Genomic DNA, 21,518 nt, shown 5'->3' on the forward strand with positions numbered 1-21,518 from the left:
CGGTGGCGGTGCGAGCCAGGGGGGGGGCGGAAGCGTCACGGCCCAGGCCCGCGTCCTGGCGCCCGAACCCCAGGCGGCCGAGGCGCCGCCGGTGCTGCAGTCCTTCGCCGATGTCATCGCCCTGATCGAGAAGAAGCGCGATATCGCGCTGCGCCTCGACGTCGAACGCTATGTGCGGCCGGTCAGCTTCCGGCCCGGCGCCATCGAGTTCGAGCCGGCGCCCGGCGCGCCCTCGAACCTGGCCCAGCGCCTGATCGGGCGCCTGAGGGAATGGACCGGCCAGCCCTGGCTGATCGCCGCCCAGGGCGGCGGCGGGGCCGAGAGCCAGTGGGAACGCCAGAAGCGCGAGGAGCGCGAGGTCCGCTCCGAGATCGAGCAGGACCCCTTTGTCCTCTCGGTGATGAAGAGCTTCCCGGGCGCCGAGATCGTCAGCATCCGCACCCTGCCGACGCCGGAGGCCTCACCGGCCGACGCGCCGCCGGAAGACGACGAAGACTAGCCAGTTCATGACGCGAGTGAGGGTTCGATGAAGGATTTGGGCGGCCTGATGAAACAGGCCCAGGCCATGCAGCAGAAGCTGGCCGAGGCGCAGGAACGTCTGGCGCAACTGGTCATCGAGGGGACCTCGGGCGGCGGCATGGTCAAGCTCACCCTGAAGGGCACCGGCGAACTGGCCTCGGTCGAGATCGACGAGAGCCTGCTGGCGCCGGGCGAAGGCGAGGTGATCTCCGACCTGATCGTCGCCGCCCACGCCGACGCCAAGCGCAAGCTGGACGAACAGCAGGCTGAAATGATGCGCAACGCCGCCGGCCCGCTGGCGGGGATGGGCCTGCCTGGTATGCCGAAGTTCTAGGGCTTCAGCTCTAGCCGGGTCACGGTGTTGGTGCGGTCCATCAGCTCCTGAGTGGCGGTTCCGATCGGGACGAAACCGTGAGCGAGCCAGAAGCGTAGGGCCGCCGGGTTCTGGTCCTGGACGATCAGGCGGACGGCCCGGCCGTCCTGGCTGATGATCCAGGTCTTCACGGCCGCCAGGATCCGTTCGCCCAGCCTCTGGCCCCGGTCCTCGGGCGCGACGAGCAGCAGGCCCAGGTACCAGACATGGCGCTCGGGGAAGTCCCGCAGCAGCTCGACGGCGGCGGTCAGACCGTGGTCGGTCCAGGCTCCGATGACGAACTTGTCGCGCAGCGGATGATCGGGCGGGGCGTCGGTCAGCAGGGCCTGAGCGGCATAGGGGCCGGGCGGATGGCCGGTGACCAGGATCTCGAAGTCCTCGCAGCGCTCCAGCAGAACCTGAAGCTCCTCCACCGCCGACCCGGAGATGAGGGCCAGCTGGGCGCCCTCGACGAGGGGCAGATCGGGCGTGGTCATGGCGCGGGTCGCCCTCGACATCTACATAGGAACCACCCGACAATCCCCTGAATCGCCCCCGTATCGCCAGGAGCCAGATTGGCCGCCTCCGCCGGACCTGAAATCGAGCGCCTGATCGCCCTGCTGTCGAAGCTGCCGGGCCTGGGCCCACGCTCGGCGCGACGCGCGGCGCTCGCCCTGCTCAAGCGGCGGGAGCAACTGCTGCAGCCGCTCGCCGAGGCCCTGGCCGTAGCGTCGGAGCGGGTGAAGACCTGTTCCACCTGCGGGTCTCTGGACACCCAGGACCCCTGCGCCATCTGCGACGACCGCTCCCGCGACCCGACCCTCGTCTGTGTCGTGGAGGAGGTGGGCGCGCTGTGGGCCATGGAGCGGGCCAGCGCCTTCCGGGGCCGCTACCACGTGCTGGGGGGCCTGCTGTCGGCTCTCGACGGCGTGGGCCCCGAGGCGTTGCGGGTCAATTCGCTGGTGACGCGGGCCATGGAGGAGGGAGTCACCGAGGTGATCCTCGCCCTGCCGGCCACCGTGGACGGCCAGACCACGGCCCACTACCTGGCCGAACGCCTCTCCAACGCCCACGTCTCGGTGACCATGCTGGCCCGCGGCGTGCCGGTGGGGGGCGAGTTGGACTGGCTGGACGACGGCACCATCGCCCAGGCCATGCGGGCCAGGCGCCCGGCCTAGGTCCGGGTGAGCTCGAAATAGGCCCGGGCAGCCGCTGAAGCGCTCTCCGAAACCACGGCGAAAACCCGCATCCGCAGGGGGAAAGTGGGCAGCGGCCGCATCACCACCCCCGCGGGCGCAGCGCCGGCGAGGCTCTCCTGCACCATGGCCAGGCCGACGCCAGCCGCCACCAGGCCAAGGATGGTGGTCGGCTCGACGGCTTCGATGCGGACATCGGGGGCGAAGCCGCTCGCGCGGCAGGCGGCGATCCACTCCGCCCGGGCCTGGGGATTGCCCCGCTCGGGCAGGGCGATGAAGGCTTCGCCGTCGAGGCGCGCCTCCACCAGATGGGTGTCGGCGGCGAGCCGGTGATCGGCGGGGATGGCCAGGCGATAGGGCTCCTCGGCGACAAGGGCGATCCGCAGGCCCGCGGACTCAGCGGGCGGGGTGTAGACATGAGCGACGTCCAGGGCGCCCTCGCGCAGCGCCTGCACCTGATCGCCGGAGCGCATCGCGCGCAGCTCGATCCCAACGCCGGGCCGTTCATGACGGAAGCGCCGCAGGGCGCGTCCGAGGACGCCGGCGTGCACGGCGCCTTCCACAAAGCCCAGGGAAAGCCGCCCGCCCTCTCCGCGGCCCGCCGCCTTGGCCTGTTGCTCCACCCCGGCGGCATGGGCCAGCAGGGCCCGGGCCTGGTCGAGGAACCGCCAGCCTTCCGCCGTCAGCCGCAACCGCCTTCGCTCGCGGTGGAAGAGGGCCAGGCCCAGTCCCGCCTCCAGCTCGCGGATGCGCTGGCTGAGCGGCGACTGGGAGACGCCCAGCCGGGCGGCGGCCCGACCGACATTCTCCTCCTCCGCGACAGCCACGAAGTAGCTCAGACGCCACAGCTCAAGCATCGGATCATCCAGGTCTCAAACCGGTCCAGATCAGACTTGGACAGGCTTAGGTCGCGGATCGCAAGGTGAACCTCTTTGGAGGAGGGGGCTCATGGCGCTCAGCAAATTCGGTTTCATCGTGACGGGGGCGGGCTTTGAGCCGGCGGGGCAGCGTGTGGTTCTGTCGACAGATGTTTTCGAGATGATCGCCGTGGGCGTTCCGGCCGCAGCGGACGCCGTCGCCGTCGCTCGCCAACTGGCCTCGGAAGGCGTGCAACTGCTGGAACTCTGTGGCGGGTTCGGGCCGGTGTGGACGGCCAAGGTTATCGAGGCGGTGGGGCCCGGCCTTCCCGTGGGGGCGGTGGGCTACGGACCGGAGTCGATCGACGCCATGTACGCCCTGTTCAAGGCCTGAAGCCGCCCGGCCGCGCCACCCAGACCAGGCCCGACCAGCTCTGACCCTCGTGGGTCGAAGTGAAATCGAGGGTTTCCTCCCGCTGCAGTCCGAGCTTGCGCATCACCGCCTGGGACCGGTGGTTGTCGGGCGCGGTGTAGCTGAGCACCTCGTCGAGGCCGCAGCGGGTGAAGCCGTCGATGAGGCTGGCGCGGGCGGCCTCGGTGGCGATGCCGAAACCCCAGCTCCCGCGCGTCAGGCGCCAGCCGATCTCCACATTGGGCGAGCGGGGATGCCAGGTGTCGATGGGCATGATCCCGACATAGCCGAGGAAGGCGCCCGCATGGTCGGTGACCACCCAGCGGGTGTAGCCCAGGCGGTCATGGGCGGCGCGGTAGCGGGCCATCTTGGCCGCAGCGGCGTCACGGTCCACGGGCCCGCCGGCGTCGGCCTGGACCTCCGGGTCGGCCAGCATGGCGGCGAAGGGATCGAGGTCCTCGTCGCGCCAGGGCCGCAGGATCGTCCGTTCGGTGGTGATCATCAGGTCGCCCTCCTAAGGGAATCTGGTAGCACGGCGGCAGGCCGACGAACGAGGCGCCCATGTACGGAATCCTTTGCGCGACCCCGGAGGAGCTGGCGGCCCTGCAGGCGCGGTTGTCGGTGGCGACCCAGCCGGTGGCCTATGGGCCGACCCAGGTCTGGACCGGGACCTATCAGGGCGCGGAGTTCGCCCTGGCCCTGGCCGGCATGGGCAAGGTCAACGCGGCGGCGGCCGCCACCCTGCTGCTGTCGGTCTTCCATGCCGAGACCCTGATCTTCGCCGGCGTGGCGGGGGGGCTGAACCCGGCGCTCGGGGTGGGGTCGGTGCTGCTGGCGGAACGGCTGGACATCCACGACTATGGCCACGTCTTCGAGGGCGCCTTCACCCCGACGCGGTCGGGCCAAATGCCGATCGGGGCGGCCCGGCTGACGGCCCTGACACCGGTGGCGGGGCCCGTCGCCGCGAACCTCGCCAGGCTGCGCGACACGGTCGCCGGAGCGCTTGGCCACCCCATCGCCCTGGGAGGCGTGATCACCGCCGACTATTTCCTCAACTGCGCGGTGACCCGGGACCAGCTGCACGCCGCCTTCGGCGCCGACGCCATCGACATGGAGTCCGGCGCCGTGGACCAGGTGGCCCTGGCCTGGGGCCGGCCGCTCTATGTGATCCGCACCCTGTCGGACCTAGCCGGGGCGGAGGGCCACCTGAGCTATCTGGAGATGGCGCAGATGGCGGCGGATAACTCGGCCCTCTGCGTTCCGGCCCTGCTGGCGATTCTCACCGACTCCGCGTAAAGAACGGAGCATGAACTCTCTGCTGATCTTCCTGGTCATCGCCCTCGTGGCCGCCGCCATCGGCTTCACCTGGGCCCTGATGGAGCGCGGCCGCGCCAACCGGGCCGAGGCGCGGTCCTGGGCGCTGCAGGATTCGGCCTCGCGCCTGAAGCTCATCGAGGAGCAGGGCGGGCGCAACGCCGCCATCATCCAGGCCGAGGCGGCCAACGCCATCGCTGAACAGGTGCTCAAGCGGGCCGACGAGACCTTCCACAACCGCGAGCAGCTGGCCCAGGCGCGGCTGGAGGCCCAGCTGAAGCCGGTGGCCGAGAGCCTGGCCAAGTTCCAGGAGCAGGTCGTCGCCGTCGAGAAGACCCGCGCCGAGGAGACCGGCGGCCTGAAGGCCCAGATCAGCCAGCTGCTGCTGGCGTCGACCGCGACCCAGGAGGAAGCCCGCAAGCTGTCGGCCGCCCTGCGCCGCGGGGCGGGCGTCCAGGGCCGCTGGGGCGAGCAGACCCTGCGCAACGTCCTGGAGGCGGCCGGCCTGCACAACCGCTACGACTTCGACGAACAGACCTCCACCGACACCGAGGAGGGCCGTCGCCGCCCTGACGTCACCGTGCGCCTGCCGGGCGGGGCGGTGTTCGTCATCGACGCCAAGTGTTCGTTGAACGCCTTCCTCGACGCCCAGGACGCCACCGACGAGGTGATCCGCGAGGCCTGCTACGTCCGCCACGCCCAGAGTGTGCGGACCCACATGGTCGGTCTCTCGGGCAAGTCCTACTGGGACCAGTTCAACCAGGGCTCGCCGGACTTCGTGGCCATGTTCATCCCCGGCGACAGCTTCCTGGCCGCGGCCCTGGACCGGATGCCCGAACTGATGACCGAGGCCATGGACAAGCGGGTGCTGGTGGTGACGCCCACCACCCTGTTCGCCCTGTGCAAGGCCGTGGTCTATGGCTGGCGGGTGGAGGAGCAGGCGGCCAACGCCCAGGAGATCTCCAAGCTGGGGCGCGAGCTCTACAAGCGCCTGTCGGTGATGGGGGGCCACGCGGCCTCCGTCGGCAAGGCGCTGGAGGCCGCCGTCGGCCGCTACAACTCCTTCGTCGGCTCCCTCGAGACCCAGGTCATGACCCAGGCGCGGCGCTTCGAGGACCTGCAGGTGGACCACGAGGGCAAGGAATTGCCGGAACTGGGCCCTGTCGAGACCGGCATCCGGCCGCTGACCAAGCTCGCCATCGAGGCTCCGGACGACGACGCGCCGACGGCCGCCGTCTTGACGCTCAAAGGCGGCTGACCTACCTGAAAACCATGGCTCTCCGCGAAATCCTTGTTGTCCCCGACCCCGTGCTGAAACAAGTCTCCACCCCCGTCGAGGTGGTGGACGACGCGCTGCGCGCCCTGATGGACGACATGCTGGAGACGATGTACGCCGCGCCGGGCATCGGCCTGGCGGCGATCCAGGTCGGGGTGCCCAAGCAGGTGATCGTCATGGACCTGGCGGCCCCCGACACCCCGCCGGAGCCCCGCTATTTCGTGAACCCGGAAATCCTCTGGTCGTCGGAGGACACCGCCCCCTACGAAGAGGGCTGCCTGTCGGTCCCCGAGATCTATGACGAGGTCGAGCGCCCCGCCCGGGTGAAGCTGAAGTACCTGAACTATCAGGGCGAGGAAGTGATCGAGGACGCCGAGGGCCTGTACGCCGTCTGCATCCAGCACGAGATGGATCACCTGAAGGGCGTGCTCTTCATCGACTACCTCTCGCGCCTGAAGCGCGACCGGGCGGTCGCCAAGGTGAAGAAGCAGGTCCGGGCCGCCTAAAGACCTTCGTGAGGGGTCCGCCCGCGCGGGAGGGGACGACCGGTCATGGACGTGACCGACTGCCCCGACCAGATCCCCCCCGGGATCCGATCCCGACCTCACCCGATAATCCTTTTCAGGGCCGCGGTTCGATCGGTCGCCTACGCGGGCCGGTAAGCGCTCCGGACCTGGGCGCTCGATAGCAGCGGAGCCGACGGGCCGTGATGGCGTTTTCTGGTACGGTCACCAAGATGAGGATTTGTTCCCGGCGCCCATGACCGACACCCCGCCGCCGGGTCACAACCGGCCCTTCCCCTATAACCAGCTCGACGCCTTCCTCACCCGGCCCGGGTTGGACGAGGCCATGCGGAGCTCCGTGCGCGGGGCGGTGGCCTATTACGACGCCGCGCCGACCCTGCACCGCGACGTCAAGGATGTGAGCCGCTTCCTGCTGGGGGTGCTGGCCCTCTATCTGGACGCCAGCGGCGGCCTGACCCATCGACGCCTGCGGGAACTGTCGGGCAAGAGCGGCATCCTCAGCGCCGGGACCGCGACGGCGGTGCTGCTGCGGCTGCAGCTGATCGGCTACGTGACCCGCGCCGAGGCCGCCAATGGCCACAGCCGGCCCTACAAGCCGACGCCCGCCATGGAGGCCGCCTTCCGGGGACGGATGCGGATCGAATTCGAGGCCCTCACCCACCTCACCGACGAGGTCGACCTGATGCTGGCCCGGTTCGATGAGCCGGAGGTCTTCGCCATGCTGATGGCGATGATGGGCGATCAGTCGATGATGGCCGCGGGCTCGCCCAACCCCGACATCGCGGCGTTCAACGCGCTGGCCGTGCGCTCGGCGGGGCTGCTGATCCTGTTCGAGGTGATGTCCAAGGCCGACACGGGAGGGGCCTTCCCGCCGGTGGGCGAGGTGGAGCTGTCGGTGGCCGCCATCGCCCGGCACTACCAGGTCTCCCGCAGCCACGTTCTGTCGGTGCTGCGGGATATCGAGGCCGCGGGATGGATCGAGAAGGGCCCGAGGGACGGGGCATGGATCCTGACGCCCGCCCTGCGGGCCGACATCCGCATCTTCTACGGCATCACCTATCTGGGCCTGATCCGCGCCACCGAGATGGCGTTCGAACGGCTGGAGGCGAAGAAGGCGGGGTGAACTCTCATTCCTCCCCGGCAGCGCAGGGGAGGGAAGTGATCTTCTAGTTCTTCGCGTCGGCCGCGGCGGCGTCGATCTTGGCGTCGGCGGTGGCGGCGGCTTCGCTCGCCTTGTCGCCGGCCTTGTCGGCGCCTTCCTTCAGCTCGGCGCCGGCGGTGGCGAAGGCGTCCTTGGCCACGGCGCCGGCTTCGGCCGCGCCTTCCTTGATGTCGTTGCCCACCGCCTTCATCTCGGGGCTGGTGGCGACTTCCTTGGTGGCCTCGCCGATCTTGGCGGCGGCGGCCTTGGCGTTGTCCCCGGCGTCGGACTGTTCGGACTTGGAGCAGGCGGCCACCGACAGGGTGGCGACGGCGAGGGCGACAAGGGCGTAGCGCATGGAACAAATCTCCGGATGAAGCGTGGCAGTAACGGCCACGCTTGCTTGCGGTTCCCTATTTCCCCCCGCGCCGCTAAACGAAGCGCCATGCGCCTGGCCTTCCTTGGAACCCCCGACTTCGCCGTCGCCTGCCTGTCGGCCCTGGTGGAGGCGGGCCACGAGATCGCGGCGGTCTATTCTCAGCCGCCCGCCCCGCGCGGCCGGGGCCAGGAGCTGAAGCCGTCGCCGGCCCACGCCTTTGCGCTGGAACGCGGCATCCCGGTGCGGACACCGGTTTCCATGCGCGATCCCGAAGAGATCGCCGCCTTCGCCGCGCTCGATCTCGACGCCGCCGTGGTGGTGGCCTTCGGCCAGATCCTGCCGGGCGAGGTCCTGGAGGCGCCCAGGCTCGGGTCCTTCAACCTGCACGCCTCCCTGCTGCCGCGCTGGCGCGGGGCCGCGCCGATCCAGCGCGCGATCATGGCTGGCGACCGGGTGACCGGGGTCGAGGTCATGGCGATGACCGAGGGCCTGGACGAGGGGCCGGTCCTGGCCTCGGAGACCCTGCGCATCGACGCCCTGGAGACCGCCGGGACCCTGCATGATCGGCTCGCGGCGGTGGGCGCGGACCTGCTGGTGCGCACCATGGCCGCGGTGGCCAAGGGTGAGGCGATCGCCACGCCGCAGGCCGAGGACGGCCTGACCTACGCCAAGAAGATCCGTCCCAAGGAGGCGCGGCTGCGCTGGACCAAGCCCGCCACGGAGATCGACCGCAAGATCCGTGGCCTGTCGCCCTTCCCGGGCGCCTGGTTCGAACTGCCCACCGAGAAGGGGCCGGTGCGGGTGAAGGCCCTGCTGTCCCAGGTGGAGGAGGGTTCTGGAGTCCCCGGACAAGTCCTCGATGAAAGGCTGCTGATCGCCTGTGGCGATGGGGCGGTGCGCCTGCTGCGGGTGCAGCGGGAGGGTCGGGGGCCCCAGGAGGCCGAGGTCTTCCTGCGCGGCCTGCCGGTGGCGGCGGGGACGGTCGTTCTCTGATGCCCCGCTACCGCATGACCATCGAGTATGATGGCCGGCCCTATAAGGGCTTCCAGGCCCAGGCCGACCTGCCCACCGTACAGGGCTCCCTGGAGCGGGCCGCCCACGCCTTCTGCGGCGAGGACGTGCGGGTCAATGCGGCGGGACGCACCGACACCGGTGTCCATGCGCTGGGGCAGGTGATCCACATCGACATCGAGAAGGACTGGCGGCCGCAGGTGGTGCGCAACGCCATCAACGCCCACCTGGTCCCCGAGCCGATCGCGGTGCTGGACTGCGAGATCGCCACGGGCGACTGGCACGCCCGGTTCTCGGCGACGGAGCGACGCTACCTCTATCGCATCCTCAACCGCGAGAGCCCGCCGGCCCTGGACCGGGGCCGGGTCTGGCATGTGAGGAAGCCGCTGGACGCCGAGGCCATGCATGCGGCGGCCCAGACCCTGATCGGCCACCACGACTTCACCACCTTCCGCGACCTCGCCTGCCAGGCCAAGTCGCCGATGAAGACCATGGATTTTGCGCGCGTTCGCCGCGAGGGTGACGAGGTGGTGCTGGAGTTCGCCTCCCGCTCCTTCCTGCACCGGCAGGTCCGCTCGATGACCGGCACCATCGCCGAGGTGGGCGTCGGCCGCTGGGAGGTCGAGGATGTGCGGACGGCGCTCGAGGCGCGGGACCGCACGGCCTGCGGGCCGGTGGCGCCGGCTGACGGGCTGTATCTGACGGCGGTGAGGTACTAGGCCTTGAAGGCCTGGAAGTAGCGTTCGATCAGGCGCTCATAGACCGCCTGCAGCTGTCGTATTTCTTCAACTGGCGCGCGTTCGTCGACGGCGTGCATGGTCTTGCCCACCAGGCCCAGCTCCACGACCGGGCACAGGGCCCGGATGAAGCGGGCGTCCGACGTGCCGCCGGTGGTGGAGAGTTCGGGGCCCTTGCCGGTGATGTCCGCCACGGCGGCGGCCACGACGTCGGTGAAGGGGCCGGGCTCGGTGAGGAAGGCCTCGCCGCTGATGGAGGGCGTCACCACGATATTGCCCTGGAAGCCGGCCAGGGCCTCACGGGCCTCACCCTCGATCCAGTCGGCCAGGCTCTGACCGGTGTGGTTGGGGTTGAAGCGGATGTTCAGCCGGGCCTTGGCGGCGGCCGGGATGAGGTTGGTGGTGGCGTTGCCCACATCCACCGTGGTGACCTCCAGGTTCGAGGGCTGGAAGCCCAGGAAGCCGGTGTCCAGCTCGGTCTCCGCCAGGCGGTGCAGCAGGGCGATCAGCACGGGAACCGGATTGGCGGCCCGGTGCGGATAGGCCACGTGGCCCTGGACCCCCTCCACCACGATCTCGACATTGATCGAGCCGCGACGGCCGATCTTGATCATGTCCCCGAAGGTCTCGGCGCTGGAGGGCTCGCCCACCACGCAGTGGTCGATGACTTCGCCTTCCGCCTTCAGCGCCTGGACCACCATCTTGGTGCCGTGGGTGGCGATCCCCTCCTCGTCCCCGGTGATCAGGAAGGACAGGGAGCCCGCGACCTGGCCCGCCGCGATGGTCTTGGCGCAGGCGGCGGCGAAGGCGGCTACGCCGCTCTTCATGTCCACCGAGCCCCGGCCAATCAGCACCCCGTCGATGATCTCGGCGGCGAAGGCCTCGGAACTCCAGGCGGCCGCGTCCCCCACCGGCACCACGTCGGTATGGCCGGCGAAGCAGAGGTTGGGGCTGGCGGTCCCGTAGCGGGCGTAGAGGTTCTCGATCTCACCGAACTTCATGCGCCGGCAGGCGAACCCCAGGCCCTGAAGGGTCTGCTGGACGATATCCATGGCGCCGGCGTCGGCCGGGGTCACCGACGGACGGCGGATCAGGTCCTGGGTCAGGGCGACGGGATCAATCTGGGTGGCGATGCTCATGGCCCGGCTTTACGCTTGCGGCCTCGCCTCACGCAAATGGAACGTGACATGCCGAAGATCGATATTGGCGCGGCGCTGACCCGCACCGGCAGCGGCTATCCCGCCCCCTATGACGAGCCCTGCAAGGCGCGGCGGCGCCAGAAGCTGGGCGACGCGGCGGGCCTGACCCAGTTCGGCGTCAACCTCCTGACCCTGGCGCCAGGCGTCTGGTCATCCCAGCGCCACTGGCATTCCAAGGAGGACGAGTTCGTCTGGGTGGTCGAGGGCGAAGTGATCCTGATCGACGATGAGGGCGAACATGTGCTGCGCGCCGGAGACTGCGCGGGGTTCCGATCCGGCGATCCCAACGGCCACCACCTGGTCAACCGCTCCGACCGTGACGCCAAGGTGCTGGAGGTCGGCACGCGCCTGCCCGACGGCTCGGAGTTCGTGGACTATCCCGACGTCGACATGGTGCTGCTGGAGGGCTCCGATCGCACCCACCATCGGGACGGCACGCCCTATGACTAGTCGCGCAGCAGTTCGTTGATCGAGGTCTTGGAGCGGGTGCGTTCGTCCACCGTCTTGACGATGACCGCGCAGTTGATGGACGGCAGGGCCGGGTCTACCGGATTGGGCATGGAGCCGGGCATGATCACCGAATAGGCCGGCACTTCGCCCTGGAAGACCTCGCCGGTCTTGCGGTCGACGATGCGGGTGGTCGACGTGATGAAGGTGCCCATGGAGAGCACGCTGCCCTTGCGCACGATCACGCCCTCGGCGACCTCGGAGCGGGCGCCGATGAAGCAGTCGTCCTCGATGATGGTGGGGTTGGCCTGCAGGGGCTCCAGGACGCCGCCGATGCCGGCGCCGCCCGAGAGGTGGACGTTCTTGCCGATCTGGGCGCAGGAGCCGACCGTGGCCCAGGTGTCCACCATGGTGCCCTCGTCGACATAGGCGCCGATGTTCACGAAGGACGGGGTCATGATGACGTTGCGGGCGATATAGGCGCCGCGTCGCACGATGCAGCCGGGCACCGCGCGGAAGCCGGCGGCCTCGAAGCGGGCGGCGTCCCAGCCGGTGAACTTGAGTGGGATCTTGTCCCAGTAAGGGTGCGGCGCGCCCGCGTCGATCAGCTGGTTGGCGCTGAGCCGGAAGGACAGCAGGATCGCCTGCTTGGCCCACTGATGGGTGGTCCAGACGCCGTCATCGCCGCGGCTGGCGACCCGCAGGGTCCCGGCGTCGAGCTGGTTCAGGGTCTCCTCGACGGCCTCGCGAACCTCGCCGGAGGTGCCGGTGTTGACGCCGTCGCGGGCTTCCCAGGCGGCTTCGATCACGGACTTCAGGTCTAGGGACATCAGACGGCTTCCTTCAGACGCGCGCCCGTGAGGAACGGCGTGAGCGTGGTGGTGCGGTGGTTTACGAAAGGTGCGGTGGAGTGCTGCGCCTGGGGTCCCACGAGCACCGTGGTCATGCCCAGGTCGTAGGCGGGCTGCAGGTTGCGCTCGGAGTCCTCGAAGAAGCTCGTCGCGCGGGGATCCAGGCCGTGGGCGTCGAGCATGCGCTGGAACCCCACGGGGTCCGGCTTGGGCGTGAAGCCGAAGGAGTGGATGTGGAAGACATCGTCGAACAGGTCGGCGAGGCCGAGATGGGCCAGGACCCGCTCGGCGTGCTTGTCGTCGGCGTTGGTGAAGATGAAGCGGCGGCCAGGCAGCTGGGACAGCGCGCTCACCAGGTCGGGGTCCTGGGCCAGCAGTTCCAGGGACAGGTCGTGGAACAGGGCGTGGAAGTCGGCGGGGTCGACGCCGTGGTTCAGCATCAGGCCGCGCAGGGTCAGGCCGTGCTCGGCCAGGTACTTCTTCTGCAGGGTGTAGGCCTGGTCGCGCGGCAGGTCGGTGACCCTGGCCACGAAGTCGGTCATCCGACCCTCGACCTGGCCCATGAAGCCCGACTCCTCCGGATAGAGGGTGTTGTCGAGATCAAACAGCCAGGTGTCGATATGGGTCAGGTCGGCGGTCATCGGGTGATGAGGGTGCCGGCCCCGTGCTCGGTGAACAGCTCCACCAGCATGGCGTGGGGACGGCGGCCGTCCAGGATGACCACGGCCTCGACGCCGGACTCCACCGCGGCGATGGCGGTCTCAAGCTTGGGGATCATGCCGCCGGAGGCGACGCCGGTGGCGATCGCACTCCTGGCCTGCGTGATGCTCATCTCGCGGATCAGTTCGCCGTCGGCGCCCAGGACGCCGGTGACGTCGGTGAGCAGCAGCATGCGCTTGGCCTTGAGCGCTCCGGCCAGGGCGCCGGCCACGGTGTCGGCGTTGATGTTGAAGGTCTGGCCTTCCTCGGAGACGCCGATGGGGGCGATCACCGGGATGTAGTCATGATCGGCCGAGATCAGGCCCTGAATCAGCTGCGGATCGATGCGGGTGGGTTCCCCCACAAAGCCCAGGTCGACGGCCTTTTCGATATTGCTGTCGGGATCGATCTTGCTGCGCTCGACCTTGCGGACGGTGATGAGGCGGGCGTCCTTGCCCGACAGGCCCACGCCGCGCACATCGGCCTCGGCGCCGGCGAGCGTGATCCAGTTGGCGATTTCCTTGTTGATGGCGCCCGACAGCACCATCTCGGCGACCTCCATGGTGGCCTCGTCGGTCACCCGCAGGCCGTCGATGAAGGTCGACTTCACCCCGGCCTTGTTGAGCATGCGGGAAATCTGCGGGCCGCCGCCGTGCACGACGACAGGGTGCAGGCCCAGCAACTTCAGCAGCACGGCGTCGGCGGCGAACAGGCGGGCGACGGACTCCTCGCCCATGGCGTGGCCGCCGTACTTGATCACCACGGTCTCGCGGTCGTAACGCTGGATGTAGGGCAGGGCCTCGGCCAGGGTCTTCGCGGTGGCCCAGCCTTGCTCTTCGGAGGTCTCGGTCACGGCGCGCGGCGCTCCATCAACTTGGAGGGGGTCGATTAGCCGACGAGAGCCCCCCTGTCACGTCAGGCGAAGAGGGCGCTCACCGACTCGCCGTTGTGGATCCGGCGGATCGCCTCGGCCAGGGCCGGCGCCACCGACAGCACCTTCAGGCCCGAGGCGCGGTCCTTCTCCGAGATCGGGGCGGTGTTGGTGGTGATCAGTTCCTCCACGCCGGGCTCCGCCAGGATGCGTCGGGCCGCGTCATTGGCGAACAGGCCGTGGGTGCAGGCGACCCGGATCGACCGGACGTTCTCGCGGCGCAGGTGCGCGATGAGTTCGATGACGGTGGTGCCCTTGGCGATCTCGTCGTCCAGGACGATGACGTCGCGGCCGCTGACCTCCCCGATGATGGCGCTGATCTCCACCCGGTCGCCGGAGAAGCGCTGCTTGGCGGCGGCGGCGACGCCGGCTCCCAGCAGGCGGGCGAAGGCCGCGGCCTCCTTGGCGTTGCCGAGATCGGGCGAGACCACGACGGTGTTGGAGTGATCCTCGGCGGCGAAGTGGCGCGCCAGTTCCTGCAGGGCGTGCAGGTGGTCGACGGGCATGGAGAAGAAGCCGTGCACCTGGGGCGAGTGCAGGGTCATGGTCAGCACACGCTGGGCGCCCGCGGTGGCCAGCAGGTCGGCCACCAGCTTGCCGCCGATGGAGATGCGCGGCGCGTCCTTCTTGTCGGAGCGGGCATAGGCGTAGTGCGGCAGGACCGCGGTGATGCGGGCCGCCGAGGCGCCGCGGGCGGCGTCCAGCATCAGCAGCAGCTCCATCAGGTGCTCCTGCACGGGCGCGACGATGGGCTGGATCAGGAAGACGTCGCGCTCGCGGCAGTTGGCCTCGAGCTGAACCTCCAGGCAGTCATTGGCGAAGCGGGTCAGGCGGGAGGGCGAGAGCGGGACTTCGAGATGCCGGCAGATCTCTCGCGCCAGGTCCGGGTGCGCGCTGCCGCTGAAGATGGCGATATCACCCACGACTCATCTCCCGCTGCTGCGGGGGTCCTATAGCCGAGGGGGCCTAGATGTCCACCTCGGGCAGGACGCGGGCGAAGTGGCCCTCGACGGCCTCGTAGCATTCGCACGCGACCCGCTCGAGGCCCTTGCGGTCAAGGATCTGCACGCGGCCGCGCAAGGTCTTGAGGAGCCCCCGCGTCGCCAGCGATGAGGTGACGGCCGACACCGTGGTGCGCTGGACTCCCAGCATCTCGGCCAGGGACTCCTGGGTCAGCTGGATGATGTGATCGCCGGCCCGGTCATGGGTGGCCAGCAGCCAGCGGGCGCAGCGTTCCTCCACCGAGTGCAGGGCGTTGCAGGCCACCCCCTGCATCATCTGGGCGAGCAGGGCGTCGGCATAGCGGGAGAACAGGTCGCCGAAGCGGGTGGAGCCGAGCTTGGCCGCTTCCAGGTGGCTGGTGGAGATGGCGAAGGCCGAACCCGGGACCTGGACCACCGCGCGGCCGAAGGCCGGCTTGTGCCCGTCGCTGACGATGCCGCCCACCGCGCCTTCGCGGCCGATGGTGGCGGCTTCGACCTCGCGGCCGTCACGGGTGACGATCAGCAGCGAGACCATGGTCTTGCGGCAGGGAAAATAGGTGGTGTGGACGTCGTCGCCGGGCTCGAACAGCACCTTGCCGCGCGGCAGGGCCACCAGCTCCAGATGCGGTTCCAGAATCGCGTAGTCCCGGCTGCCGAGAGCGCCCAGCAGGCGGTTGGCCACCCTGGGATGCGGCTCGCTCATCTCCGGCTTGGGTTCCAGCGCGCTGATGACCTTGTTCATTCGACAACTCCCCGAGCTTCGACCCCTGAACAACGCGGGTCAGGTCAGATGGCTCCGCTTGCTGGTTGTCCGACGGGCCGATCCGATCAGATGGACCGCGCCACGACCTCCTTCATGATCTCCGAGGTGCCGCCGTAGATCCGCTGCACCCGGGCGTCCCGCCACAGCCGGGCGATGGGGTAGTCGTTCATGTAGCCGGCCCCGCCGTGCAGTTGCAGAGCGGCGTCGCAGACCTCCCACTGCAGTTCGGTATGGAAGAGCTTGGCGGCGGACGCCTCGGCGGCGGTGAGCTCACCCTTCAGGTGCCGGGCCATGCACCAGTCCAGGTGCGCCCAGCCGGCCTGCAGCTTGGCCTTCAGGGCGCCCAGGGTGAAGCGGGTGTTCTGGAAGTCGAAGATGGCCTGCTTGAAGGCCTTGCGCTCCTTGGTGAACTTCACGGCCTCGTCGAAGGCGCGCTGGGCCCCGGCCTGGCCGGCGATGGCGATCTGCAGTCGCTCCTGAGGCAGCTGGTTCATCAGATAGGCGAAGCCGCGGCCCTCCTCGCCCAGGCAGTTGGTGATGGGGATGCGGACCTCCTCGAAGAACAGCTCGGAGGTGTCGGCGGAGTTCTGGCCGATCTTGTCGAGGTTGCGGCCGCGCTTGAAGCCGGCGCGGTCGGTCTCCACCAGGACAAGCGAGATGCCCTTGGACCCGGCCGCCGGGTCGGTCTTGGCCACCACGAAGACCAGGTCGGCGTTCTGGCCGTTGGTGATATAGGTCTTGGATCCGGAGACGACGTAGTGGTTGCCGTCACGGATCGCGGTGGTGCGGATGCCCTGCAGGTCGGAGCCCGCGCCGGGCTCGGTCATGGCGATGGCTGTGATCACGTGTCCCGAGACCATGCCGGGCAGCCACTTGCGCTTCTGCTCCTCCGATCCGTAGTTGATCAGGTAATCGACCACGATGTCGGACTGCAGGGTGATGCCGGCGGTGGAGCCGGCATAGGAAAGCTCCTCGCCGATGACGGCGTTGTAGCGGTAGTCGAGGCCGAGGCCGCCGTACTCGGCGGGAACCTGCGGACAGAGGACGCCCGCCTCGCCGCAGGCCAGCCAGAAGGCGCGGTCGACCAGGCCCTCCTCTTCCCAACGGTCGAGGTGGGGCGTCAGGTGGACGGCGTAGAACTTGCGGACCTGGTCGCGGAACAGCCCGAGGTCTTCGTCATAAATGGCGCGGGTGGCGGTCTGCAGCATGTCCTGGGCTCCTCTTGGCGGGGGTCCCAGCGATCTAACGCCCTCACGCGGCGTCAGGCCAGCTACTCGGCTTGGTCGTCCGATTCGATGCGGGGAACGATCTCGCAGGTCGCCGCGATCTCGGCGCGAAGCTCGGGGATGCCGAACCCTTTCTCCGAGGAGGTCGACAGCACGCGGGGGAAGGCCGCCGGGCGCTTGATGATGGCGGCCTGGGTCTTGGCCACCAGGGCCTCGACCTCGGCGGGCTTCATCTTGTCGGCCTTGGTGAGGATGATCTGGTAGGAGACCGCGGCCTTGTCGAAGGCGTCCATCGGCTCCTTGTCCACGTCCTTCAGGCCGTGCCGGGCGTCGATCAGCAGGTAGGCGCGCTTCAGATTGACCCGCCCGCGCAGATAGTCGCGACCGAGGTTCTGGAACTTCTTCGTCGTCACCTTCGAGGCCCGCGCCCAGCCGTAGCCGGGAAGGTCCACCAGACGAATGACGTCATCGAGGACGAAGAAGTTCACCTCGCGGGTGCGGCCGGGCTCGTTGGAGGCCCGCGCCAGCTTCTTGTGACCCACCAGGGCGTTGATCAGCGAGGACTTGCCGACGTTGGAGCGGCCGGCGAAGGCCACCTCGGGCATGTCGGCGGGCGGCAGGCCGTCCACGGACACGGCCCCCATGAGGAAGGTGGCCTGGCGCGCGAAGAGGATGCGCGCGGCCTCGATCTCGGCCTCGTCGAAGGTCCCGTCGGTCTTCACTCTTGCGCCTTGGGCTTGCCCGAGAACCGGGCGATCAGGTCGTCGATGGGGTTATCGACCTTGAAGCGCCGCATGATGATGTACTGCTGGCCGATCGTCAGCACGTTCGACCAGGTCCAGTAGATCAGCAGGCCCACGGCGAAGGGGGCCATGATGAAGGTGAAGATGATCGGCATGAACTGGAAGATCTTCTGCTGGATGGGGTCTCCCACCGGCGGGTTCATCGCCGTGGTCAGCCACATGGTCACGCCGTAGGCCAGGGCCAGGATGCCGATGTGCAGGGAGCCGTCCAGCAGGCCGCCGATCATCGGCGTGGTGGCTGGGTTCCAGGGGATCAGGCCAAACAGGTTCCAGATGGTGGACGGGTCGCGGGCCGAGAGGTCCTGAATCCAGCCGAAGAAGTGCGCGTGCCGCATCTCGATGGTGACCGTCAGCACCTTGTACAGGGCGTAGAAGACCGGGATCTGCAGCAGCATGGGAAGACAGCCGGTGATCGGGTTGATCTTCTCCTTCTGATAGAGCGCCATCAGCTCGGTCTGCTGCTTGGTGGGATCGTCCTTGTATTTCGTGCGCAGCGCCTCGATCTCGGGCTGCACCTTCTTCATCTTGGTGATCGACTCGTAGCTCTTGTTGGCCAGCGGGAAGAACACGACCTTCACCGCCACGGTGAGCAGCAGGATGGCGATGCCGAAGTTGCCGACGTGGCTGTTGATGAATTCCAGGAACTGGAACAGCGGTCGGGTGAAGAACCAGAACATGCCCCAGTCCACGGCCTGGTCGAAGCGGGGGACGCCGAGGGTGGTCTCATAGGCCTTCAGGACCGGCACCGTTTTGGCGCCGCCGAAGAAGCGCTGGGTCTCGGTGATCTGGCGACCCGGATTGATCGTGCGGGCCGAGCCAACATAGTTGGCCTCGAAGATGTCGACGCCGCCGGCCTTGGTGACGCGGAACTGGCTCTGGACGGCCTCGTTCTGCGCCGGGATCAGCGCGGCCAGCCAGTACTTGTCGGTGATGCCGGCCCAGCCGCCGGTGGTGGCGATGGTGGAGCCGCCGTCCTTCGCCCACTTCTTGAACTTGATCAGCCGCAGCTCCTCGCCCAGCCAGCCGACCGCGCCCTCGTGGACGATGGAGTTCGTGCCGATGTCGCTGGGCACGCCCTGGCGCTGCACCGAGCCGTAGGGGGCCAGGGTCACGGCGCCCGCCCCGGTGTTGGCCACGGTGTCGGAGATGGTGAACATGAAGCGGTCGTCCACCGAGATCTGCCGGGTGAAGGTCAGGCCCGCGCCGTTGGTGGTCTGCAGGGTGACGGGCGCGCCGGGCGCCAGGGTCGAGCCCGCCGTCTGGGTCCAGATGGTGGCGGCGGTGGGCAGGCCAGGCACATTGGCGCCGGCCCAGCCGAACTCGGCGAACTGGGCGTGCTTGGCCCCCTCAGGCCGCAGCAGCTCCACCGGGGGCGCGTTCTTGGCCACGGTCTCGCGGTACTGCTTGAGATAGAGATCGTCGAGACGGGCGCCGCGCAGGGAAACCGAACCCGACAGGGCCGGCGTCTCGATTCTCACCCGAGGGCTGGCGGCGGCGGCGGTCTGGCGGGAAACCAGGGTCTCGGCGGCGGTGGGCGGCGCCTTGGTGAGGTTCTGCGCCTGGACCTGGGCGCTGGCGGCCGGCGGGTTGCGGGCCAGTTCCGCCTCGCGGGCCTTGGTGCGCGGACCCATGACCAGGAACTGGTAGGCCAGCAGCAGCGCCATCGCCGAGACCACGAAGATAATCGTGTTGCGGTTCGAGTTGTCTTGCATGGGGCGCGCGCTCAGACGGAAGGGGGAGAAGCGCGATCGGGCGCGCGGGTGTCGCTATCGGCGCCGAGGCTTATCAGCGCGCTTTTCACATCGTCAAGCAAACGCGCCCAGGGGCGGGTCGGCGCGCCGCCGCGAGCGATGAAGACATAGTCGAAACCAGGCTTGCCCAGGGTCGGAACCAGGGCGCGAGCGGCCTCGCGCAGCCGGCGCTTGGCGCGGTTGCGCACCACGGCCCCACCGATCTTGCGGGTCGCGGTGAATCCCACCCGGACAAGGGGGCGATCATCGGCGCGATGGCGGGCCTGGAGCACCACGGCGCCACGGGCGCACGAAGGCGCCTTGGCCGCGGCCAGGAAATCGGGCCGGATCTTAAGATGTTCGATGGGAAAGACGGGGTCCGTCATGCGGACACCCCAGGACCCTGGTATTAGGCGGTCAGGCGCTTACGGCCCTTGGCGCGCCGACGGGCGATCACCTTCTGGCCGTTCTTGGTGGCCATACGCGAACGCCAGCCGTGCCGGCGTGCGCGCACGAGACGGGAGGGCTGAAAAGTGCGTTTCACGGGACTGGCTCCGGGTCGAAATCGAGCGGCGGGGAATAAGGGGTAGGGCTGGGGATGTCAACCGTTAGCGGTCAAAGGTTTAGAGTCGATCACGTGGTGATCCGTACGCCCGGGCGCGACGCCCTGGTGGAGACGGTCTCGCGGCTGTCGGCGCGGCCGGTGCTGGACGGCTATCGGCCGGGCGGCGAGGTGGTCTCCAGGGGCGTGCGCTTCGCCAATGGCCCGTTCCTCGACGTCTTCGCCCAGGAGGCCGGTGCGCCCGCCCTGATCCTTCAGGGCTCGATCACGACCCTGGAAGGCGTGGCGGCCGAGCGCGACTGGGGGTTCCGCAGCTATCGCCGGGAGGCGATCACCGATCCCGCGCAGGACCAGCCGTGGTCGATGCTGATGTTCCGGCGCGGCCAGGGCCTGCTGACCCAGATCTCGGCCATCGAATACGCCACTGACCCGGCCCCCTGGGCCCTGCCCGCCTTCTCGGGCCCGCTCTATCCGCCAGACACCCCGCCCGACCCGGGCGTGCGCCTGCGTCGGGTATGGTTGGGGGCGCAGGACGTCAATCGCGCCGCCGCCGCCCTTATGGCCCTGGGCTTCGTGGTGGCCGGGCCGGTGGCCTCGGACTTCGCGCCGCACGCCGGGACCCTGTTCCGGGGCTCGCGGGCGGACCTGGTGCTGTTCCCGGGGCCGGACGGGGTGGCGCGTATCGATATCGACGGGCGCGAGCCTCAGCGGGTCGACTTGACCGCTGACCTGGCCCTGGTCTGCGGCGAGGCCTGACGGCGGGTCAGCAATTCAGACTAGTGCTCAGGCCAGGGTCAGGATCACCGGCCCGCGAGAAGTGGCCACCAGGGTGTGCTCATACTGCACCGTGGGCTGGCGGCCGGGCGGGCGCAGGGTCCAGCCGTCGTCCAGCTCCTCGACCCAGTCGGCGCCGAGGGAGAGGAAGGGCTCGATGGTGAAGACCAGGCCCTCGGTGATGCGGCGCTGATCCTGCGGTTCGAACCAGGTGGGGATGTCGCCCGGTTCGTCGTGCAGCGAGCGGCCGACCCCGTGGGAGGCCAGGTTGCGCACCAGGCTGTAGCCGTTCTTCTTGGCGAAGCCCTCGATGGAGCGGCCGATCTCGTTGAGCTTGGCGCCGGGCTTCACCGAGCGGATGCCGGTCCACATGGCGCGGCGGCCGTCGCGGCACAGGCGCTCGATCTTCGGCGCGGTGGGGGGCACGGCGAAGCTGGCGCCGGTGTCGCCGAAGAAGCCGTCGATCTCGGCGGAGACGTCGATGTTCACCAGGTCGCCGGCCTTGATGACCGTGTCGCCGGGGATGCCGTGGGCGCAGTCGGGGCCTACCGAGATGCAGGTGGCGCCCGGAAAGTCGTAGGTGACCTCCGGGGCCGAACGGGCGCCCTCGTGCTCCAGCATGGCCCGGCCCAGCTGGTCCAGCTCCCGGGTGGTGATGCCAGGCTCCAGGGCCGCGCCCATGGCCGCCAGCGTGCGCGCCACCAAGGCGCCCGCTACGCGGAGTTTCTCGAGTTCGTCTTCGCTGCCGATGGTCATGGGCTGAAGATGGCGCCGAACGCGCGCCGGCCCAAGGGCCTGCGACATTGCCGCGTTTTAAGTTGTGACCCCTGTG

The 21,518-nt window shown here is 69.1% G+C and carries 27 protein-coding genes and 1 pseudogene; 12 read left to right on the top strand and 16 right to left on the bottom strand.

Translation table 11 applies throughout. The features are described from left to right. Both OCL97_RS07935 and OCL97_RS07940 read left to right on the top strand, forming a co-directional pair. Nucleotides 1–499, top strand: a pseudogene (locus OCL97_RS07935) (DNA polymerase III subunit gamma/tau); the annotation flags it as partial. Nucleotides 500–526: 27 nt separating this feature from the next. After that, the gene (locus tag OCL97_RS07940) at nucleotides 527–853 is read left to right on the top strand and encodes a YbaB/EbfC family nucleoid-associated protein (RefSeq protein WP_377369140.1); all 327 of its coding nucleotides are present in this window, start codon (nucleotides 527–529) and stop codon (nucleotides 851–853) included. Here the strand turns inward: OCL97_RS07940 and OCL97_RS07945 are convergent. After that, nucleotides 850–1,368 (bottom strand): GNAT family N-acetyltransferase, encoded by a 519-nt coding sequence (locus OCL97_RS07945; RefSeq protein ID WP_377369142.1) that lies wholly within the window; start codon nucleotides 1,366–1,368, stop codon nucleotides 850–852. The two genes, OCL97_RS07940 and OCL97_RS07945, sit on opposite strands and share 4 nt — an antisense overlap. Before the next feature lie 78 nt (nucleotides 1,369–1,446). Between OCL97_RS07945 and recR the strand changes: the two genes are divergently transcribed. Then, complete coding sequence (gene recR, locus OCL97_RS07950) at nucleotides 1,447–2,049, top strand: recombination mediator RecR (RefSeq protein WP_310538638.1); 603 nt, start codon at nucleotides 1,447–1,449, stop codon at nucleotides 2,047–2,049. Here recR and OCL97_RS07955 read toward each other — a convergent pair. Next, nucleotides 2,046–2,924 (bottom strand): LysR substrate-binding domain-containing protein, encoded by an 879-nt coding sequence (locus OCL97_RS07955; protein WP_377369145.1) that lies wholly within the window; start codon nucleotides 2,922–2,924, stop codon nucleotides 2,046–2,048. The genes recR and OCL97_RS07955 overlap by 4 nt on opposite strands. A gap of 91 nt (nucleotides 2,925–3,015) precedes the next feature. On the opposite strand from OCL97_RS07955, the gene OCL97_RS07960 reads away from it, so the two are divergent. Continuing rightward, complete coding sequence (locus OCL97_RS07960) at nucleotides 3,016–3,318, top strand: DUF6506 family protein (RefSeq protein ID WP_305702972.1); 303 nt, start codon at nucleotides 3,016–3,018, stop codon at nucleotides 3,316–3,318. On the opposite strand, the gene OCL97_RS07965 is transcribed toward OCL97_RS07960, so the two are convergent. Beyond that, nucleotides 3,308–3,838 carry a GNAT family N-acetyltransferase gene (locus OCL97_RS07965; protein ID WP_377369147.1) on the bottom strand — a complete coding sequence of 177 codons (531 nt, stop codon included), beginning with the start codon at nucleotides 3,836–3,838 and terminating at the stop codon, nucleotides 3,308–3,310. The two genes, OCL97_RS07960 and OCL97_RS07965, sit on opposite strands and share 11 nt — an antisense overlap. A 59-nt stretch (nucleotides 3,839–3,897) precedes the next feature. Here OCL97_RS07965 and mtnN point away from each other — a divergent pair, with 59 nt between their 5' ends. The 4 genes from mtnN (at nucleotide 3,898) to OCL97_RS07985 (ending at nucleotide 7,573) form a co-directional block, all read left to right on the top strand. Continuing rightward, the gene (gene mtnN / locus OCL97_RS07970; RefSeq protein WP_377369148.1) at nucleotides 3,898–4,632 is read left to right on the top strand and encodes a 5'-methylthioadenosine/S-adenosylhomocysteine nucleosidase; all 735 of its coding nucleotides are present in this window, start codon (nucleotides 3,898–3,900) and stop codon (nucleotides 4,630–4,632) included. A gap of 10 nt (nucleotides 4,633–4,642) precedes the next feature. Continuing rightward, nucleotides 4,643–5,908, top strand: coding sequence for a DNA recombination protein RmuC (locus OCL97_RS07975; RefSeq protein WP_305702969.1), 1,266 nt, complete (start codon nucleotides 4,643–4,645; stop codon nucleotides 5,906–5,908). Between the two features lie 14 nt (nucleotides 5,909–5,922). Then, a complete protein-coding gene (gene def, locus OCL97_RS07980; RefSeq protein ID WP_304779617.1) occupies nucleotides 5,923–6,432 on the top strand; it encodes a peptide deformylase in 510 nt (169 codons plus the stop codon). A 253-nt stretch (nucleotides 6,433–6,685) separates the two neighbouring features. Next, a complete protein-coding gene (locus OCL97_RS07985) occupies nucleotides 6,686–7,573 on the top strand; it encodes a hypothetical protein (protein WP_377369150.1) in 888 nt (295 codons plus the stop codon). A 43-nt stretch (nucleotides 7,574–7,616) separates the two neighbouring features. On the opposite strand, the gene OCL97_RS07990 is transcribed toward OCL97_RS07985, so the two are convergent. Next, a complete protein-coding gene (locus tag OCL97_RS07990) occupies nucleotides 7,617–7,949 on the bottom strand; it encodes a cell surface protein (protein WP_377369152.1) in 333 nt (110 codons plus the stop codon). An 87-nt stretch (nucleotides 7,950–8,036) separates the two neighbouring features. Between OCL97_RS07990 and fmt the strand changes: the two genes are divergently transcribed. Both fmt and truA read left to right on the top strand, forming a co-directional pair. Continuing rightward, nucleotides 8,037–8,963, top strand: coding sequence for a methionyl-tRNA formyltransferase (gene fmt, locus OCL97_RS07995; protein ID WP_377369154.1), 927 nt, complete (start codon nucleotides 8,037–8,039; stop codon nucleotides 8,961–8,963). Beyond that, on the top strand, nucleotides 8,963–9,700 hold the full coding sequence (gene truA / locus OCL97_RS08000; protein ID WP_377369156.1) for a tRNA pseudouridine(38-40) synthase TruA: 738 nt from the start codon (nucleotides 8,963–8,965) through the stop codon (nucleotides 9,698–9,700). Before fmt ends, truA begins: the two co-directional genes overlap by 1 nt. On the opposite strand, the gene dapE is transcribed toward truA, so the two are convergent. After that, nucleotides 9,697–10,857, bottom strand: coding sequence for a succinyl-diaminopimelate desuccinylase (gene dapE / locus OCL97_RS08005; protein WP_377369158.1), 1,161 nt, complete (start codon nucleotides 10,855–10,857; stop codon nucleotides 9,697–9,699). The two genes, truA and dapE, sit on opposite strands and share 4 nt — an antisense overlap. 48 nt (nucleotides 10,858–10,905) lie before the next feature. Here dapE and OCL97_RS08010 point away from each other — a divergent pair, with 48 nt between their 5' ends. Next, on the top strand, nucleotides 10,906–11,367 hold the full coding sequence (locus OCL97_RS08010; protein ID WP_377369160.1) for a cupin domain-containing protein: 462 nt from the start codon (nucleotides 10,906–10,908) through the stop codon (nucleotides 11,365–11,367). Here the strand turns inward: OCL97_RS08010 and dapD are convergent. The 10 genes from dapD to rpmH form a co-directional block, all read right to left on the bottom strand. Continuing rightward, complete coding sequence (gene dapD, locus OCL97_RS08015; RefSeq protein ID WP_377369162.1) at nucleotides 11,364–12,194, bottom strand: 2,3,4,5-tetrahydropyridine-2,6-dicarboxylate N-succinyltransferase; 831 nt, start codon at nucleotides 12,192–12,194, stop codon at nucleotides 11,364–11,366. The genes OCL97_RS08010 and dapD overlap by 4 nt on opposite strands. After that, nucleotides 12,194–12,856 (bottom strand): pyrimidine 5'-nucleotidase, encoded by a 663-nt coding sequence (locus OCL97_RS08020; protein WP_377369164.1) that lies wholly within the window; start codon nucleotides 12,854–12,856, stop codon nucleotides 12,194–12,196. The genes dapD and OCL97_RS08020 overlap by 1 nt, the downstream gene beginning before the upstream one ends. Continuing rightward, nucleotides 12,853–13,767, bottom strand: coding sequence for an acetylglutamate kinase (argB, locus tag OCL97_RS08025; RefSeq protein WP_377369166.1), 915 nt, complete (start codon nucleotides 13,765–13,767; stop codon nucleotides 12,853–12,855). The genes OCL97_RS08020 and argB overlap by 4 nt, the downstream gene beginning before the upstream one ends. Before the next feature lie 62 nt (nucleotides 13,768–13,829). After that, nucleotides 13,830–14,768: a ribose-phosphate diphosphokinase gene (locus tag OCL97_RS08030; protein WP_377369168.1), complete on the bottom strand. Its 939-nt coding sequence runs from the start codon at nucleotides 14,766–14,768 to the stop codon at nucleotides 13,830–13,832. 43 nt (nucleotides 14,769–14,811) lie between these two features. Then, on the bottom strand, nucleotides 14,812–15,570 hold the full coding sequence (locus tag OCL97_RS08035) for a Crp/Fnr family transcriptional regulator (protein WP_377369170.1): 759 nt from the start codon (nucleotides 15,568–15,570) through the stop codon (nucleotides 14,812–14,814). A gap of 86 nt (nucleotides 15,571–15,656) precedes the next feature. Next, the gene (locus tag OCL97_RS08040) at nucleotides 15,657–16,799 is read right to left on the bottom strand and encodes an acyl-CoA dehydrogenase family protein (RefSeq protein ID WP_377369172.1); all 1,143 of its coding nucleotides are present in this window, start codon (nucleotides 16,797–16,799) and stop codon (nucleotides 15,657–15,659) included. 62 nt (nucleotides 16,800–16,861) lie between these two features. Further along, nucleotides 16,862–17,539 carry a ribosome biogenesis GTP-binding protein YihA/YsxC gene (yihA, locus tag OCL97_RS08045; RefSeq protein WP_305339223.1) on the bottom strand — a complete coding sequence of 226 codons (678 nt, stop codon included), beginning with the start codon at nucleotides 17,537–17,539 and terminating at the stop codon, nucleotides 16,862–16,864. Next, complete coding sequence (gene yidC / locus OCL97_RS08050) at nucleotides 17,536–19,332, bottom strand: membrane protein insertase YidC (RefSeq protein ID WP_377369174.1); 1,797 nt, start codon at nucleotides 19,330–19,332, stop codon at nucleotides 17,536–17,538. The genes yihA and yidC overlap by 4 nt, the downstream gene beginning before the upstream one ends. A gap of 11 nt (nucleotides 19,333–19,343) precedes the next feature. Continuing rightward, nucleotides 19,344–19,736, bottom strand: coding sequence for a ribonuclease P protein component (rnpA, locus tag OCL97_RS08055; protein ID WP_304701228.1), 393 nt, complete (start codon nucleotides 19,734–19,736; stop codon nucleotides 19,344–19,346). A gap of 23 nt (nucleotides 19,737–19,759) precedes the next feature. Then, nucleotides 19,760–19,894 carry a 50S ribosomal protein L34 gene (gene rpmH, locus OCL97_RS08060; RefSeq protein ID WP_215343146.1) on the bottom strand — a complete coding sequence of 45 codons (135 nt, stop codon included), beginning with the start codon at nucleotides 19,892–19,894 and terminating at the stop codon, nucleotides 19,760–19,762. A 96-nt stretch (nucleotides 19,895–19,990) separates the two neighbouring features. Between rpmH and OCL97_RS08065 the strand changes: the two genes are divergently transcribed. Then, nucleotides 19,991–20,668: a hypothetical protein gene (locus tag OCL97_RS08065; protein ID WP_377369177.1), complete on the top strand. Its 678-nt coding sequence runs from the start codon at nucleotides 19,991–19,993 to the stop codon at nucleotides 20,666–20,668. Nucleotides 20,669–20,695: 27 nt separating this feature from the next. On the opposite strand, the gene map is transcribed toward OCL97_RS08065, so the two are convergent. Beyond that, complete coding sequence (gene map / locus OCL97_RS08070) at nucleotides 20,696–21,442, bottom strand: type I methionyl aminopeptidase (RefSeq protein WP_377369179.1); 747 nt, start codon at nucleotides 21,440–21,442, stop codon at nucleotides 20,696–20,698. Nucleotides 21,443–21,518: the final 76 nt, after the last annotated feature.

Origin of the sequence: Phenylobacterium ferrooxidans, from assembly GCF_042714595.1 — a bacterium.
GTDB classification, from domain to species: domain Bacteria; phylum Pseudomonadota; class Alphaproteobacteria; order Caulobacterales; family Caulobacteraceae; genus Phenylobacterium; species Phenylobacterium ferrooxidans.

Excerpts from the sequence above, each read along its gene's own strand:
- OCL97_RS07940 (WP_377369140.1), top strand. The coding sequence starts at position 527 with ATGAAGGATTTGGGCGGCCTGATGAAACAGGCCCAGGCCATGCAGCAG.
- OCL97_RS07945 (WP_377369142.1), bottom strand. The coding sequence starts at position 1,368 with ATGACCACGCCCGATCTGCCCCTCGTCGAGGGCGCCCAGCTGGCCCTC.
- OCL97_RS07955 (WP_377369145.1), bottom strand. The coding sequence starts at position 2,924 with ATGCTTGAGCTGTGGCGTCTGAGCTACTTCGTGGCTGTCGCGGAGGAG.
- OCL97_RS07960 (WP_305702972.1), top strand. The coding sequence starts at position 3,016 with ATGGCGCTCAGCAAATTCGGTTTCATCGTGACGGGGGCGGGCTTTGAG.
- OCL97_RS07965 (WP_377369147.1), bottom strand. The coding sequence starts at position 3,838 with ATGATCACCACCGAACGGACGATCCTGCGGCCCTGGCGCGACGAGGAC.
- mtnN (WP_377369148.1), top strand. The coding sequence starts at position 3,898 with ATGTACGGAATCCTTTGCGCGACCCCGGAGGAGCTGGCGGCCCTGCAG.
- OCL97_RS07975 (WP_305702969.1), top strand. The coding sequence starts at position 4,643 with ATGAACTCTCTGCTGATCTTCCTGGTCATCGCCCTCGTGGCCGCCGCC.
- def (WP_304779617.1), top strand. The coding sequence starts at position 5,923 with ATGGCTCTCCGCGAAATCCTTGTTGTCCCCGACCCCGTGCTGAAACAA.
- OCL97_RS07985 (WP_377369150.1), top strand. The coding sequence starts at position 6,686 with ATGACCGACACCCCGCCGCCGGGTCACAACCGGCCCTTCCCCTATAAC.
- OCL97_RS07990 (WP_377369152.1), bottom strand. The coding sequence starts at position 7,949 with ATGCGCTACGCCCTTGTCGCCCTCGCCGTCGCCACCCTGTCGGTGGCC.
- fmt (WP_377369154.1), top strand. The coding sequence starts at position 8,037 with ATGCGCCTGGCCTTCCTTGGAACCCCCGACTTCGCCGTCGCCTGCCTG.
- truA (WP_377369156.1), top strand. The coding sequence starts at position 8,963 with ATGCCCCGCTACCGCATGACCATCGAGTATGATGGCCGGCCCTATAAG.
- dapE (WP_377369158.1), bottom strand. The coding sequence starts at position 10,857 with ATGAGCATCGCCACCCAGATTGATCCCGTCGCCCTGACCCAGGACCTG.
- OCL97_RS08010 (WP_377369160.1), top strand. The coding sequence starts at position 10,906 with ATGCCGAAGATCGATATTGGCGCGGCGCTGACCCGCACCGGCAGCGGC.
- dapD (WP_377369162.1), bottom strand. The coding sequence starts at position 12,194 with ATGTCCCTAGACCTGAAGTCCGTGATCGAAGCCGCCTGGGAAGCCCGC.
- OCL97_RS08020 (WP_377369164.1), bottom strand. The coding sequence starts at position 12,856 with ATGACCGCCGACCTGACCCATATCGACACCTGGCTGTTTGATCTCGAC.
- OCL97_RS08035 (WP_377369170.1), bottom strand. The coding sequence starts at position 15,570 with ATGAACAAGGTCATCAGCGCGCTGGAACCCAAGCCGGAGATGAGCGAG.
- OCL97_RS08040 (WP_377369172.1), bottom strand. The coding sequence starts at position 16,799 with ATGCTGCAGACCGCCACCCGCGCCATTTATGACGAAGACCTCGGGCTG.
- yidC (WP_377369174.1), bottom strand. The coding sequence starts at position 19,332 with ATGCAAGACAACTCGAACCGCAACACGATTATCTTCGTGGTCTCGGCG.
- rnpA (WP_304701228.1), bottom strand. The coding sequence starts at position 19,736 with ATGACGGACCCCGTCTTTCCCATCGAACATCTTAAGATCCGGCCCGAT.
- map (WP_377369179.1), bottom strand. The coding sequence starts at position 21,442 with ATGACCATCGGCAGCGAAGACGAACTCGAGAAACTCCGCGTAGCGGGC.